This window comes from Affinundibacterium baiyunense (genome assembly GCF_018139645.1).
Lineage (GTDB): Bacteria > Pseudomonadota > Gammaproteobacteria > Burkholderiales > Burkholderiaceae_D > Undibacterium > Undibacterium baiyunense.
Genome location: NZ_JAGSPM010000001.1, coordinates 371,048 through 386,093, shown reverse-complemented (window position 1 = coordinate 386,093; position 15,046 = coordinate 371,048). Strand labels below are relative to the sequence as shown.

14 protein-coding genes and 1 pseudogene are annotated in these 15,046 nt (G+C 44.0%); 13 read left to right on the top strand and 2 right to left on the bottom strand.

The window, feature by feature from the left end; genetic code table 11:
• Positions 1–259 precede the first annotated feature (259 nt).
• Both KDM92_RS01605 and KDM92_RS01600 read left to right on the top strand, forming a co-directional pair.
• Complete coding sequence (locus tag KDM92_RS01605; RefSeq protein ID WP_212682715.1) at positions 260–1,516, top strand: pyridoxal phosphate-dependent aminotransferase; 1,257 nt, start codon at positions 260–262, stop codon at positions 1,514–1,516.
• 38 nt (positions 1,517–1,554) lie between these two features.
• Complete coding sequence (locus KDM92_RS01600) at positions 1,555–2,865, top strand: homoserine dehydrogenase (protein WP_212682714.1); 1,311 nt, start codon at positions 1,555–1,557, stop codon at positions 2,863–2,865.
• Between the two features lie 163 nt (positions 2,866–3,028).
• Here the strand turns inward: KDM92_RS01600 and KDM92_RS01595 are convergent, their stop codons facing one another.
• A complete protein-coding gene (locus tag KDM92_RS01595; protein WP_212682713.1) occupies positions 3,029–3,331 on the bottom strand; it encodes a DUF4936 family protein in 303 nt (100 codons plus the stop codon).
• A 7-nt stretch (positions 3,332–3,338) separates the two neighbouring features.
• On the bottom strand, positions 3,339–4,358 hold the full coding sequence (gene ygfZ, locus KDM92_RS01590; RefSeq protein WP_212682712.1) for a CAF17-like 4Fe-4S cluster assembly/insertion protein YgfZ: 1,020 nt from the start codon (positions 4,356–4,358) through the stop codon (positions 3,339–3,341).
• 102 nt (positions 4,359–4,460) lie between these two features.
• Here ygfZ and mltG point away from each other — a divergent pair, with 102 nt between their 5' ends.
• From mltG to KDM92_RS01535, 11 genes and pseudogenes are all read left to right on the top strand, one after another.
• The gene (mltG, locus tag KDM92_RS01585) at positions 4,461–5,456 is read left to right on the top strand and encodes an endolytic transglycosylase MltG (RefSeq protein WP_212682711.1); all 996 of its coding nucleotides are present in this window, start codon (positions 4,461–4,463) and stop codon (positions 5,454–5,456) included.
• 39 nt (positions 5,457–5,495) lie between these two features.
• On the top strand, positions 5,496–6,161 hold the full coding sequence (tmk, locus tag KDM92_RS01580; RefSeq protein WP_212682710.1) for a dTMP kinase: 666 nt from the start codon (positions 5,496–5,498) through the stop codon (positions 6,159–6,161).
• A 20-nt stretch (positions 6,162–6,181) separates the two neighbouring features.
• Positions 6,182–7,225: a DNA polymerase III subunit delta' gene (gene holB / locus KDM92_RS01575; protein ID WP_212682709.1), complete on the top strand. Its 1,044-nt coding sequence runs from the start codon at positions 6,182–6,184 to the stop codon at positions 7,223–7,225.
• A gap of 76 nt (positions 7,226–7,301) precedes the next feature.
• Positions 7,302–7,691 (top strand): PilZ domain-containing protein, encoded by a 390-nt coding sequence (locus KDM92_RS01570; protein ID WP_229826996.1) that lies wholly within the window; start codon positions 7,302–7,304, stop codon positions 7,689–7,691.
• Between the two features lie 110 nt (positions 7,692–7,801).
• Positions 7,802–8,320 (top strand): GNAT family N-acetyltransferase, encoded by a 519-nt coding sequence (locus tag KDM92_RS01565; RefSeq protein ID WP_212682708.1) that lies wholly within the window; start codon positions 7,802–7,804, stop codon positions 8,318–8,320.
• A gap of 240 nt (positions 8,321–8,560) precedes the next feature.
• Positions 8,561–9,442 (top strand): annotated as a pseudogene (locus KDM92_RS01560) (23S rRNA (adenine(2030)-N(6))-methyltransferase RlmJ); the annotation flags it as partial.
• Positions 9,443–9,992: 550 nt separating this feature from the next.
• Positions 9,993–11,240 (top strand): branched-chain amino acid ABC transporter substrate-binding protein, encoded by a 1,248-nt coding sequence (locus KDM92_RS01555; RefSeq protein WP_212682981.1) that lies wholly within the window; start codon positions 9,993–9,995, stop codon positions 11,238–11,240.
• A 102-nt stretch (positions 11,241–11,342) separates the two neighbouring features.
• Positions 11,343–12,302 carry a branched-chain amino acid ABC transporter permease gene (locus KDM92_RS01550; protein ID WP_212682706.1) on the top strand — a complete coding sequence of 320 codons (960 nt, stop codon included), beginning with the start codon at positions 11,343–11,345 and terminating at the stop codon, positions 12,300–12,302.
• Positions 12,295–13,548 carry a branched-chain amino acid ABC transporter permease gene (locus KDM92_RS01545; protein WP_212682705.1) on the top strand — a complete coding sequence of 418 codons (1,254 nt, stop codon included), beginning with the start codon at positions 12,295–12,297 and terminating at the stop codon, positions 13,546–13,548. Before KDM92_RS01550 ends, KDM92_RS01545 begins: the two co-directional genes overlap by 8 nt.
• The gene (locus KDM92_RS01540) at positions 13,536–14,285 is read left to right on the top strand and encodes an ABC transporter ATP-binding protein (RefSeq protein ID WP_212682704.1); all 750 of its coding nucleotides are present in this window, start codon (positions 13,536–13,538) and stop codon (positions 14,283–14,285) included. Before KDM92_RS01545 ends, KDM92_RS01540 begins: the two co-directional genes overlap by 13 nt.
• Positions 14,282–14,995, top strand: coding sequence for an ABC transporter ATP-binding protein (locus KDM92_RS01535; protein WP_212682703.1), 714 nt, complete (start codon positions 14,282–14,284; stop codon positions 14,993–14,995). The genes KDM92_RS01540 and KDM92_RS01535 overlap by 4 nt, the downstream gene beginning before the upstream one ends.
• The last annotated feature ends 51 nt before the right edge of the window (positions 14,996–15,046 follow it).

Genomic DNA, 15,046 nt, shown 5'->3' with positions numbered 1-15,046 from the left:
AATTTGATTAGCTTGATTTTTAATTTATCAGCTAAATTCGATTTAAGGCAAACAAGTGCGCTCTGATTTCCTGCGGAGATTTAACACATTTAATCCATTAAATTGTGCCTAAACCGTAAAAACCAAGAGTAAAAGTCTATCTGCTGGTAAATCTCCTAAAATAATTTGGTAAAACACATTGATAAAATAGGGCGCTTTGGGCAGAATGGATCATTCGGCAGTGCAGCATTTTTTTAATTCACTTTTTGAAAGTAGTCTCGTGCGCCCCATCCAAAAATCGCAAAAACTCGCAGACGTTTGTTATGACATTCGCGGCCCAGTCTTGGAAAAAGCCAAGCAGATGGAAGAAGAAGGTCAGAAAATCATTAAATTAAATATTGGTAATTTAGCCGTGTTTAATTTTGGTCCGCCGGACGAAATCGTCCAGGACATGATTTTGAACATGCAGAGTGCGGCGGGCTATACCGATTCCAAAGGAATGTTTGCACCGCGTAAAGCGATTATGCATTACACCCAAGAAAAGAAGATTCGTGGTGTGACGATGGATGATATTTATATCGGTAATGGCGCGTCAGAACTGATTGTGATGGGCATGAATGCCTTGTTAAATCCAGGCGATGAAGTTTTGGTACCTGCGCCGGACTACCCACTTTGGACGGCAGCAGTCAGTCTATCTGGCGGCAAACCTGTGCATTACGTGTGTGATGAAAGCGCAGATTGGATGCCTGATATCGAGGATATAAAACGCAAAATCTCACCGAATACCAAAGCAATCGTCGTCATCAATCCGAATAATCCAACCGGTGCTTTATATCCAGTCGATGTACTACAAAAAATCGTCGATATCGCCAGAGAAAAACAATTAATCGTATTCGCTGACGAAATTTACGATAAAACTTTGTATGACGAAGCTGAGCATGTATCAATCGCCTCTTTGGCCGATGATGTTTTGTTTTTGACTCTCAATGGCCTGTCGAAGAACTACCGTTCTTGCGGCTATCGTGCTGGATGGATGGTGATTTCAGGTGAGAAGCGTCACGCCAAAGATTATATTGAAGGCTTAAATATGTTAGCCTCGATGCGTTTATGTTCGAATGCACCAGGACAATTCGCGATACAAACCGCGCTAGGTGGCTATCAAAGCATCAAAGATTTAGTCGGTCCCGGTGGTCGACTTTTAAAGCAGCGCGATCTCGCGCATAAATTGTTAACGGCAATACCTGGAGTTACATGTGTCAAGCCAAAAGCAGCACTGTATATGTTTCCAAAGCTCGATCCTGAGATTTATCCGATTACAGATGATCAAGCATTTATCCAAGAATTATTAGTTGAGCAGCGAGTTTTATTGGTGCAAGGCACGGGATTTAATTGGATTGCACCGGATCACTTCCGTGTGGTCTTCCTTCCTAATACTGACGATTTAACCGATGCAATCAAGCGCATAGCAACTTTTCTTGAAGGCTACCGCCGTCGTCATGGCACTGGTGAATTTGCAGCGAAACAGGCTGTCGAATAATTTATAATCCATCTTTTTTAATTAATATTTAATTCAATATGAAACCCATCAAAGTAGGCCTATTAGGATTAGGCACAGTCGGCTCCGGCACCTTCAATGTTCTTAAGCGCAATCAAGAAGAGATTATGCGCCGTGCGGGTCGTGCGATTGAAATTACGATGGTGGCGGTGCGTAATGTAGAGCGTGCAAAAGACATTGTGAAAGGCGAGGTTGAAATCGTTACCGATGGCAATTTAGTCGTCAATCGTCCCGACATAGACATTGTGATTGAGCTAATCGGTGGCAATGATATTGCTAAAGATTTGGTATTGAAAGCGATCGCCAACGGCAAACATGTGGTCACAGCGAATAAAGCTTTAATTGCTAAACATGGCAACGAGGTGTTCAAAGCAGCGCAAGATAAAGGTGTGATGGTCGCATTTGAAGCAGCAGTTGCGGGCGGCATTCCGATTATCAAAGCCTTGCGTGAAGGGTTAACCGCAAATCGTATTCAATGGATAGCTGGCATTATCAATGGCACGACGAATTTCATTTTGTCCGAAATGCGTGACAAAGGCTTGGACTTTGCGACAGTATTAAAGCAAGCGCAGGCACTCGGCTATGCGGAAGCCGATCCTACTTTTGATATCGAAGGCATAGATGCTGCGCACAAGTTGACGATTATGGCATCAATCGCATTTGGTATTCCGACCCAGTTTGATAAAGCCTACATTGAAGGCATTACCAAACTAGAAGCGACTGATATTGAATATGCAGAGCAGTTGGGTTATCGCATTAAATTATTAGGCATTACCAAACGCAGCGAAGCTGGTATTGAATTGCGCGTACATCCAACCTTGATCCCAGAGAAGCGTTTAATTGCCAATGTAGAGGGCGCAATGAATGCGGTGTTAGTGCAAGGCGATGCGGTGGGTGCGACTTTGTATTACGGCAAAGGTGCTGGCTCAGAACCGACAGCTTCTTCGGTAATCGCCGATGTTGTTGACATCACACGCTTGGCAACGGCTGATCCTGAACATCGAGTGCCATATTTGGCATTCCAGCCAAATGCCTTGAGCGACTTAACGGTACTGCCGATTTCGGAAGTATTCACCAGCTACTACTTGCGCATGCGTGTCGAAGATAAGCCAGGTGTGCTAGCGGATGTCACTAAGATTCTTGCGAGCTTCTCGATTTCGATTGATGCGATGTTGCAGAAAGAGCCGGGTGAAGGTGAGTCTCGTACCGACATCATTATGTTGACGCATCAAACGCAAGAGAAAAACGTCGATGCTGCCATTGCGCAAATTGAAGCTCTCGCTTCCGTCACTGGCAGTGTCACCAAGTTGCGATTAGAAGAACTCAGCTAAATTATTGATCGTCAATCATTGACAGCGCTAACTGTGATGGCTGTCATGATAGGCGTCATAAAAAAGAGAGGTAATTCACCTCTCTTTTTTGCTTTAGCCTCTTAGTTATTAGCGCAACTTAGTAGCGTGAATTATTAGTGCAACTTAATCGCGAAATTAACGCTTATTCGTCCGCATTCATAAAATACTCTATGCGTCGATCACCGATGATGTATTCGAGTATGCCCGAAGCAATTTCAGCATCGCTTGCAACTTGTTCGAATTGGGCTGGAATATCTTTATACACTTCCATCCAAGTATGCACGCCATCTGTAGGCTCTGGACGACGTTGAAGCAAAGGTGGTGTCATTGCAAAATCACTACTTGCCCACAAATTCTCCACCACATAATGCTGTAAACGCTGGGCACTTACTTGCACCTGACGGGCATTTTGCACATGGGCCTTGTAGTAAATATAGCAATCCATATTTCACCTATTCAGTTACGTCGAGATACGCATACGGCAGTGGCAGGAATTTTAAAACAGGTCCATCTTGCTGCCCCAAGTGTACTTTATCTTGTTCTTGATCGGCTAATTTTATCTCCACCAAACAGACGAATTCTTTGTGAAAGCCGCGTTCTGCATTCACAATCATGCCGCAAGCTTGACTTGTATCGTTATCAGAAAAAATCTCCATTGCTACATCAACCGTTTCTGCATTAACAGTCGCGATTGCCATACGACGCTTGAGTTTGCCAAGATACTGACTACGGGCGACGATTTCTTGTCCTGGGTAACATCCTTTTTTGAAATTAACGCCACCGATTAACTCAAAATTAATCATTTGCGGTACGAATTTCTCTTTGCTTTGTTCAAGCACTTGCGGTATCCCCGCCAAAATATTTCCCAAACGCCAAATTCTGCTATCAACTACTTTGAGCTGGTCTGGGATGGATGACGCGATTTCGATAAATCGCTTATGTGAAACGATCCATTCATAACGTGTTGATTCAAACGCATCATGGACGCGAATCAGCGTTCCTTGTTCCTGACTGATTTTTTCATGCAAGTTGGTCGGCAGTTTGCCAAATAGCGTTGTTAAAAAACTCGTTGCAGCTTCTCCACCTAGACCAATCACCGCAAATTGTTCACTTACATCATTTAGCTTCACCTTAGAGCGCATCACGTACATTTGCAATCGCTTTTGCAGCGCAGGCTGTAGGCTTGCTGAGCATTGCAACAAAATATTGTCGCTGTCCTTCCAATAGAAAAAGCTCGCTAACATACGTCCTTTGGGTGTGCAGTAGGCCGCATAACGCGCTTCGCTCTGCGACAAATGTTCGACGTCATTACTTAATTGGTTGTGCAAAAAACTGGCAGCATCATCGCCATTTGCAAGGATTAAACTTTGATCATGCAATTGGCAAATATAGCCCCTGCTAATTTGCATTCGATCGAGTGTGGCGACATTGAATTGATTGGCGGATTCAAAAAATTGCAGTGTTGTGCTCATGTTGTACTCATTTTTTCCAGTTTATATGTCAATGCGGAATGCTTCCATTTACAATGACAGCGATTTTTATGATTATCGCAGCAAATCGAGATTAGTGTTCACATGGCCTCTTTGAAAAAACTCTTGGGATTTTGTATTTTAATACTGCTGGTGTCATCTGCTGCCAGTGTTTGGTGGTTCATAAATTGGATGGATGCGCCAATCCGTCATGACAAGCAAATTGAATTTACGATTAAATCAGGAAGTAGCATACGCAGCGCGTCACGCCAATTGGTTGATGCAGGGGTGCCAATTCATCCTTACTTATTTGAGATACTCGCGCGTGTGACGGGCAAAGCCGCCAGTTTGAAGGCAGGCTCCTTTGAATTGCAATTACAAGAAACACCGCAGCAACTTTTACAAAAAATTGTTGAAGGCAAGTTTAGCCTAACCAGTTTAAGTATCATCGAAGGCTGGAGTTTTAAACAAATGCGCAGCGCGATTGATGCGCATCCCGCGATTCGGCACGATACAGTGGGGCTTTCGGATCGTGACTTGCTTATAAAAATTGGCAGTAAATATACGCATCCGGAAGGTCTATTTTTTCCAGACACCTATTTGTTTGTCAAAAATAGTAGCGACGTCCAAGTTTATCAACAAGCACATCAAGCCATGCTGACGCGGTTAGACGAGGCATGGCGTAAACGCGCACAAAATTTACCGTACAAAGATGCTTATCAAGCCTTGGTGATGGCTTCAATCATTGAAAAAGAAACTGGACAGGCCTCAGAGCGCGGAATGATTGCCAGTGTTTTTGTGAATCGTCTGCGCTCAGGTATGTTGCTGCAAACAGATCCCACTGTGATTTATGGCATGGGTGACCGATTTCAAGGCAATATTCGCAAGCGTGATTTAACCACAGACACGCCTTACAACACCTACACTCGAGCTGGTTTGCCGCCAACGCCAATTGCCTTACCGGGGCTTGACGCGATTAGAGCTGCTTTAAATCCTGAACCAAGCAATGCCTATTATTTTGTCGCACGCGGCAATGGCACAAGTCAGTTTTCAGAAAATTTAAATGACCACAATCGCGCTGTGAACAAATATCAACGTTAGTTCTATGACGCTGTATGCCAAATTCAAGTGAGAAATAGTATGACGAACAATAAGTCTAAAACGGGATGTTTCATTAGCTTTGAGGGCATTGATGGAGCTGGTAAATCTACCCACATCAGTTTTGTACAACAAATTCTAGAGAGTCATGGTTTGAAGGTGGCCGCCACCCGTGAACCTGGTGGGACGCCGCTTGGTGAAGCTTTACGCGCGCTGCTATTAAAAGAATCAATGCATTTAGAAACCGAAGCTTTATTGATGTTTGCGTCGCGTCGTGAACATATTGCGCAAGTAATTCAACCCGCTTTAGATGCGGGTACTTGGGTGATTTCCGATCGTTTTACCGATGCGAGTTTTGCCTATCAAGGTGGTGGACGTCATTTGTCTATTGATAAATTGAATGCTCTAGAGCAGTGGGTTCATCCGTATTTGCAACCTGATCTTACTTTACTGTTTGATGTTCCACTTGAGGTTGCGCGTGCTCGACTAGATGCAACACGCACCTTAGATAAATTTGAGCAGGAAAAAAGTGATTTCTTTAACGATACACGCAATGAATATTTGCGTCGCGCTGCGGAATTTCCAGCGCGCATAAAAGTGATTGATTCAACGCGTAGTATTGAAGAAATACAACAAGAGTTAAAACAGATTGTTGATGCCTTGGTTGCAAATTCAAATGCAAATACTATCGTTGATTTTCGCAATTAGAAAAAATAAGAAAAATAAAAATGAATAGTCCTTTATTCGACTGGCAACTAGATACTTGGAAGCAGATTATGGCGATGCGCGGCAAAATGCCGCATGCATTTTTATTGTATGGATCCGAGGGTATCGGCAAAGCTAATTTTGCTGAGCATTTAGCCAAGTCTCTGCTATGTGAATCACCTAGTGATGATGGTCATGCATGTGGCGCGTGTTTGTCGTGTAATTGGTTCGATCAATATAGCCATCCTGATTATCGCCGTGTACGTCCGGGCTTACTCGATGAAGAGGATGCTGCGGAGTCAGAGGCAGGCGAGGGCGCCGAGGAAACTGAAAAGAAATCTGCCAAATCAAGCAAGACGCCATCTAAAGAAATCGTCATTGACCAAGTTCGCGCTTTGGCCAATTTCATGAATATCTCTACTCATCGGCAAGGCACTAGGGTGGTTGTGATGTATCCGGCGGAAGCGCTAAACGTACCAGCGGCAAATGCTTTACTGAAGTCTTTAGAAGAGCCTAATCCGAATACGGTATTTATTTTGGTGTCGCATAAAATTGATCGTTTGTTGCCAACTATTTTGTCGCGTTGTCACAAATTGCCGTTAGCGATGCCAAGCAAATCACAAGCTTTAGCTTGGCTGGAAACACAATCTGTTCGGGACGCAGAAGCTTGGCTTGCTCAGCAAGGTGGGGCGCCTTTATTGGCATTGGCGATGTCGCAATCGGACGATGTTAAAGATCTTGAAGATCTGCTGCGCAGTTTGGCCAAACCTGATGTGGAAGTGTGCTTAAAGACCGCAGATAAAATGCAAAAAATGGATATGCCGCGCACGGTTTCATGGATACAACGCTGGTTATATGATATTTTCTCATACAAACAAGCTGGAAAGATTCGCTATTATCCGAAGTACCAAACCGATATTGCCAAGCTCTCAGATCGAGTGAGCGTGGATAAATTGCAGCATTTGATAAAAAATGTGCAGGAAAGACAAGCAATTGCGAGTCACCCTCTGTCAGGGAAGCTATTTTTAGAGGATATGCTGTTAGAATATTCTTCTGCTTTTAACTAAATCTAACGAAGATTTTGTATGTGCGCTGAATTGAGCTCTTGATGGCAAACAGTCGCGCACATCAATAGGAAAAATTATGGCTGAGCTACCACAAGACCCCAGTGTTCCCTTAAACATGCCATCTCCATCGCGGCCGTCGGTACTCTCTTTGGCGATCAAAGAAAAGTCGGCTTTGTTTTCTGCATATATGCCATTTTTAAAAAATGGTGGGATTTTTGTGCCTACGAATAAATCGTATAAATTGGGCGAAGAAATTTATGTGATTCTGACTTTGTTAGATGATCCGAGCAAATACCCGATTGCTGGCAAAGTGGCGTGGGTTACACCGGCTGGTGCTGGCAACAATAAATCGCAAGGAATCGGTGTGCACTTCCCACAAGATGAAAGCGGGATTCGTGTCAAAACCCGTGTAGAAGAAGTGCTTGGTGCAACCATACGTTCTTCACGAGCGACACACACACTGTAATTAACTACTTTCTTTTAGTTTCTGCTCCTGTATATTTAATACAAATAGCGCTGACTTACCCTTGAGTTCAGCGCTTTTATTTTGATCGCATTCTTTTGATAGTATTTTCCATGTCCACGCAAAATCAAGTTTCTTTCACACATAGAATCGCACGCCTCGATGATTTACCGGCAATCGTGGCGATCTACAATTCGACCGTTGCATCACGTATGGTGACCGCAGATACTGAAGAAATCGCTGTAGAGTCACGCCTAAATTGGTTTCACGAGCACACGCCAGAAAAGCGTCCATTATGGGTGGTTGAAGGCGAAGATGGACAAATCATCGGCTGGCTATCATTTTCCAATTTTTATGGACGCCCAGCGTATTCTGGTACCGCCGAGTTATCGATTTACTTGCATGAATCAACTCGTCGACAAGGCTTAGGGCGTTATTTGCTCGAACAAGCAATTCAGTTCGCACCTCAAATTCAAGTACATACTTTGCTCGGATTTATCTTTGGACATAATGTGCCCAGCATGAATTTGTTTGCTTCGTTTAATTTTGAAATTTGGGCAAATATGCCGCGAGTTGCGAATTTGGACGGGATAGAGCGCGATTTGATTATCTTTGGAAAGCGCGTCGCTTAAGTCTTGGCATGCACAAGTAGCGGCTTAACTATCTGCGATTCGCGCGGGTATCGGCAAGTCGAAACCATTCTTATACTGATTAATACTTGTGAACGACTTAGTTTAACTTAGGTTGATGCACTAAAAACATCGTAAAATCAAGCGCTTATATCATAAACAGAGTAAAATCTCGGCTTATCTTCATCTATATGATTGCCTTGATCAGGTCAGGGCAACATCAATCTTTCAGGAATTTCCACTATGCTGAGCTATCGCCATGGTTTTCACGCTGGCAATCATGCTGACGTTCTTAAACACTTTGTTTTAATTGAACTGCTCAATTATCTCGGCCAAAAAGACACCGCTTACACCTATGTGGATACCCATTCTGGAGCAGGTTTATATTCTTTAGATACTGGCTATGCAACTAAGAACGCAGAGTACGAAACTGGAATCGCTCCCCTGTGGGATAGAGATGATGCACCAGCTGCCTTGCAAGCGTATCTCGATCTGGTGAAAACACTAAATCCAAGTGGCAAGATGCGCTATTACCCTGGTTCACCTTACTGTGCGAATGAAGTGATGCGTGCACAAGATCGTTTGCGCTTGTTTGAGTTACATCCAAGCGAAATCAAGATTCTCAGTGAAAATTTTCGCAAACTAGAAGCGCACAAAGCCGAGCAGGGTGAGCGTCAAACGGTCCGTGGAAAGCGCATTATGATTAATGCAGGTGATGGTTTTGAAGGCTTAAAAGCGATATTGCCGCCACCATCACGCCGTGGTTTGGTATTGATTGATCCACCATATGAAGTCAAAGACGATTATCGACGCGTCAAAGTATGCCTTGAAGATGCGCTAGTCCGTTTTCCAACTGGTACTTATGCGGTTTGGTATCCAGTTCTATCACGCATCGAATCGAAGCAATTGCCAGAGCGCTTAAAGCGTATTCCTGCAAATGGTTGGTTGAACGTTACCCTAAGTATCAGCGGACCAACACCCGATGGATTCGGATTACATAGTAGTGGGATGTTTATTATTAATCCTCCTTGGACTTTGGAAGCGACACTACGCGAAGTCATGCCTTACTTGGTACGTGTACTAGGTAAGGATGTTAGTGCCAAGTTTGAAATTGAATCAGGTGAAACCGAGCAGGTGCGTGTCAAGCCACCGGTGCGCGCTTCGGCAGAGCGTACTGCCAGAAATACTGTAGGCGCTGGCAAATCCATAAATGCCACAACGACGAGCACAGGGCGCCCGCAAGTGGGTAGTTTGAGAACCAACAATAGCAATAATTTGAGTGGGCCTAAACGCATTGATTCCAGAACAAATACGGCCAGGGCAGCTAGCTCTACAAATCGTGATCTTGGGCAAGGAAAGCGTACAGCACGTCCAGCAAATTTATCTAAATCACGTTCTCGTTGAACAAATTGAACTAAGCTATTTCGCGTCCGCTTTGGAACGACGCTACTTGATAATGCATGTGCTGCGGCGCATGCATTCATCGACTGATGCTGAAGCATCACCAACAAGACAAATGACAATTAATCTCGACTCGCAAGCTAGCTGTGTTTTTTGATGCGTCGACATCGAAGCATGTCTAGATCAACCAATCGCAGGCTTAGTCGATTATTGATATGGAAAACTCATGCAAACATCAGTTTTAAAAACTATTTTTCAAACTGCTTACGGTTTGATGTTGGTCGGATTGTGCTTATCAAGCCTATTGAACACCAGCGTCGCTCATGCCGACACCATAAAAATTGCCGTGATCGATCCTATGTCTGGTCCGTTTGGGCCGGTGGGCTTAAATACCTTCAATTCATTTAAGTTTATTACTGCGCGTGCGAATGCTGAAAAGTGGGCAGGCGCACATCAAATCGTGTTCGATGGATTCGATAATAAAGCTGGCGTACAAGAAAGTTTAAGCTTGCTCAAGACGGTTGCCGACAAAGGTTACCGATTCATTACGCAGGGCACAGGCTCGGCGGTTGGTTTGGCTTTAATTGATGCGATTAATAAGCACAATCAACGTCATCCTGGGCAAGAGATCATTTATCTTAATCATGGTTCAATCGATCCAGATATGACGAATAGCAAATGCAGTTTTTGGCATTTTCGCTTTGATGCTAATTCTGATATGAAGATGGAAGCATTAACCAGCTTTATAGCGAAAGATAAGCAGATAAAAAAAGTCTACCTGTTGGGCCAAAACTATTCTCACGGACATCAAGTAGCGCGCGCAGCCAAATCCTATCTCGCACGCAAGCGTCCAGATATACAAATTGTCGGTGATGATTTACATCCCATTGCCACTGTCAAAGATTTTTCACCTTACATCAGCAAAATCAAAGCATCGGGGGCAGATTCGGTCATTACCGGCAACTGGGGGACTGATTTAGCTTTATTGATTAAATCCGCTAAAGAGCAGAATTTAAACGTCAATTTTTATACTTACTATGCCAGTTCGACTGGCGTACCAACCGCTATCGGTGAGGCTGGTGTCGATAAAGTTAAATTGGTTGGATACTGGCATCCAAATAATCCATCCAAGCTTGGTGCAAGTTTGACGCAGGGATATAAAGCGCAGTACAGGGACGATTTTTCATCCACATCAACTTACGCCATGATCGCCAGTTTGGCGAAAGCAATTCGAATCGTCGAGGAGCAAATCAAAGACAAATCCAAGCAAACGATCGATCCAGTCAAGATCGCTTATGCTTTGGAAGATTTACAAATTGATTTTTTTGGAATGCCTGCAAGCATGCGTAAAGCAGATCATCAATTGCAACTGCCTTTGTACGTATCAAACTGGGTAAAAATCGACGGTAAATCACAACGATTCGATCAAGAAAACACGGGGCTAGGATGGAAGACACTTCAAATCTTTGAACCCTATGTCGCGAGTCAAGCCACTTCCTGTCAGATGAAGCGACCAAATTAATTGCTAATTTATGGGCACGACTAAGTGGTAAAAGAAATGCAGTTTATCAACTAGATTAATTCCGTTAAAAAATAAAACTAGGTGCAAACAGAGGATACCGTTTTGGAATTTTTTTTGATCAACTTACTCAACGGTCTTAGTTACGGATTTTTGTTATTCATGTTGACGGCCGGCTTAAGCTTGATTTTTAGCTTGCTCGGCGTTCTCAATTTTGCCCATGCTAGTTTCTATATGCTGGGAGCTTATTTAGGTTATACCTTTACTGGGCTTTGGGGATTTTGGTGGGGTTTATTTTTTGCTCCCGTAATTACAGGATTACTTGGAGCCTTGCTTGAACGATTTGCCTTGCGTCGATTGCATGCGCGAGGTCAGCTTGCTGAGCTGTTATTCACCTTCGGCTTAGCTTATGTGATGCTTGAGATTGTGCAACTGATTTGGGGTAAATTGGCGTTGCCGTATCAAATTCCACAAGCATTACAGGGCAGCTTGTTTTTGATTTATTCCAGCCCATTTTCAGTTTATCGTGGCTTCATCGCCTTACTCGCTTTACTTGTGCTGGGCTTACTGTATTTGTTGATACGCCGTACCAATGTCGGCTTAGTAATACAAGCAGCATGGACCGCACCAACCATGGTCGAAGCATTAGGTCACAATGTGCCTAGCATTTTTATGTGGGTGTTTGGATTTGGTTGTGGACTGGCTGGATTGGCGGGCGTAGTCGGCGGCAACTTATTGGTTACCGAACCGAGCATGGCGGCGCATGTTGGCAGTATTATTTTTGTGGTGATTGTGCTGGGCGGTATTGGCTCACTGCAGGGCGCTTTTTGGGCATCGATGTTGATTGCCATTTCTCAAACCTTTGCCATTACATCTGAGCTGAGCTTACAAGATTTGTTGGCGCTGTTTATGCCAATTCAGTACCAAGCGAGCAATCAATGTGTGCTCTCTATCCCAATTTCGCACATGGCGCCTATGCTGCCATTTGTCATCTTATTGTTGATGTTGGTTGTACGTCCGCGAGGATTGTTCGGTCAACAATCGGGCTTGAATTCTCATGCTTAAATTTTTATCTAAGTGTATCAATTCGGGTTCTCTGCCTGCGACATTTTATTGGGCGCTGCTGATTACTGTGAGCTTGTTGTTTATTCCCTTTATTTGTTCTTCTAGTGCAGCACTGAATTTTATTACGCAAGTTTGCATCGCAGCGGTACTTGGCTTGTCTTTCAATATCCTGCTTGGACAAACTGGATTGCTGTCTTTTGGACATGCAATGTATGCTGGTTTAGGCGCATTTGCCAGCGTGCATGTGATGAATAAAATTGGCTTGGGTGAGTCCGCATTTCCAGTAATTCTCATTCCTTTGGTTGGCGGTCTAGCTGGCTTATTGGTCGGCGTGATCTGCGGCTGGATATCGAGCAAAAGAGCTGGCATCGTGTTTTCCATGATTAGTTTGGGAATTGGCGAGTTGATATTCGTGATGGCGCCGATGTTCCCACAAATTTTTGGTGGAGAAGCGGGGATCAGTACCAATCGCGTCATCGGTGATACTTTCTTAGGTCTGAGTTTTGGACCGCAAATTGAAGTGACTTACTTGATTATCGTGTGGACTTTATTGTCGATGAGCGCGATGTTCTTTCTCACACTAAGTCCTCTGGGCAAGCTTGCAAGCGCTGTGCGTGATAATCACGAACGTGTCGCATTCTTGGGCGTTAATCCGCGTTTAATTCGATTCTTTATGATTTGCATTGCTAGTTTTTTTGCAGGCATATCAGGTGCGCTATCCGCTTTGCATTTTGAAATTGCCACTACTGATAGTCTAAGCATGTATCGATCTGGATCGATCTTATTATTCACCTATATTGGTGGAATTAGTTTGTTTCTTGGGCCTGTGCTTGGTGCTATTTTGGCTGTCTGCATGACGGTGTTTTTGTCAGAACTCACACCCGCTTGGCAACTGTATTTGGGGATATTGTTTATCTTGGTTGTGAGCTTTGCGCCAAAAGGAATTAGTGGCTACATTTCTGCCTATTTAGACCAGATGAAAGCGCTCTATCAAAGAAATAATTTAATTAACGTGATCAGGGTATCTTGCTTACATTTATTTGCAAACGCAATGATTGGCGCCAGCCTTGTCATCTTGATTGAACTTACTTATCAGCTTCGTTCTGCTGATCAAAATGGGATGCTCTTAGATTGGTTTAAGCATAATACGTTCGATGTAAATCACTGGATTATTCCCATCTGCATGTTCGCACTAGGCGTGCTGCTAAAGCTCGTGGCTAAGAGAGTATTGCGATGCATGCGCTAACATTACAAGAGGTCAAATTACAGCTTGGTCAAACAGCTATTTTACGCGGCGTCGATCTCCAATTGAAGGCTGGTGAGCGTCTTGCTTTGATTGGTCCAAATGGAGCGGGAAAATCGAGTTTGTTTAATGTGATTTCAGGGCGACAAACTTGTTCCAGCGGTCGAATTATGCTGCGCGACAAAGACATTACGCGTTTGCCTGCGTATCAAATTGTTAGACAGGGGCTTAATCGAAGCTTTCAGACTAGTCATTTATTTACGAACTTGAATGTATTTGACCACTTATGTTGCGCACTGATTCAGCGATTTAGCTCGCCATTGATGTTTTGGCGTCGCTTAAAAAATGAGAAACAAGTCATCCGCAATGCCGAGCAGCTTCTCGATTTACTGGCTTTGCGCGAGCGTAAAGATACGATTGTGCGTGAACTATCGTATGCTGAGCAACGCTTGTTAGAAATTGGTATCTGCATCGCCGGTGGTGCTGATTGCATTCTGTTAGATGAACCCACAGCTGGTATGAGTCGTACCGATGCCACGCGCATAGTGCAACTGATCCGTCAGCTCACGACCAACAAAAGTCTGTTGATTATTGAACATGATATGCAAGTCGTTTTTGACTTGGCAGACCGAATTGCGGTAATGGTGCAAGGACAAATCATTGCCTGCGATACACCGCAAGCAATTCGCGCAAATCGCCAAGTACAAACTGCTTATCTTGGTGCTTGGGAGACTACATGACGAACTTGCTGACGATTCAAAATCTATCTACCTACTATGCACAAAGTCAGGTTCTACATCGACTCAACTTAGAGATCAAGTCGTCGGAAATCGTCGCACTATTGGGTCGCAACGGCGCTGGTCGTAGTACCTGCTTAAAAGCGATTATGGGAATGGTGCGCACTGAAGGACAAATTCAATATCGAGATCAGTCTTTAATCGGCTTACCCAGCTTTAAGATCGCGCAATTAGGCATTGCTTATGTGCCAGAAGATCGTGCGATTTTCGCAGGGCTAACGGTGGAGCAAAACTTAAAGCTAGGGATAAAACCACCACTACGTGCAGAATCAGCTTGGGTGTGGCGACTAGATGATGCCTACGCTTTGTTTCCCATCTTATTCGAACGACGCGCTGTAGCTGCCGAAGTATTATCCGGTGGCGAGCAGCAAATGCTTGCTCTGGCACGGAGCCTACTAGGAAATCCAGATTTACTATTGGTTGATGAACCAACCGAAGGTTTAGCACCACAAGTGATCGCGCAATTATTGGATTTTTTTGTCAGCGTAAAGCAACGTGGGGTAGCGATTCTGTTGGTGGAGCAAAAACTTGAGTTAGCAAAGCAAATAGCAGATCGCTTCTTGATTTTAGGGAATGGAAACATTGTCTTTGACGGTCGTTGGGGCGAGTTGATCGAGAATCAATCCTTACGCCAAGAATGGCTGGAAATCTAAACCGTAATCTAAACCCTAATCTCCATTTCGTCGACTGCACTCAACGCTAGT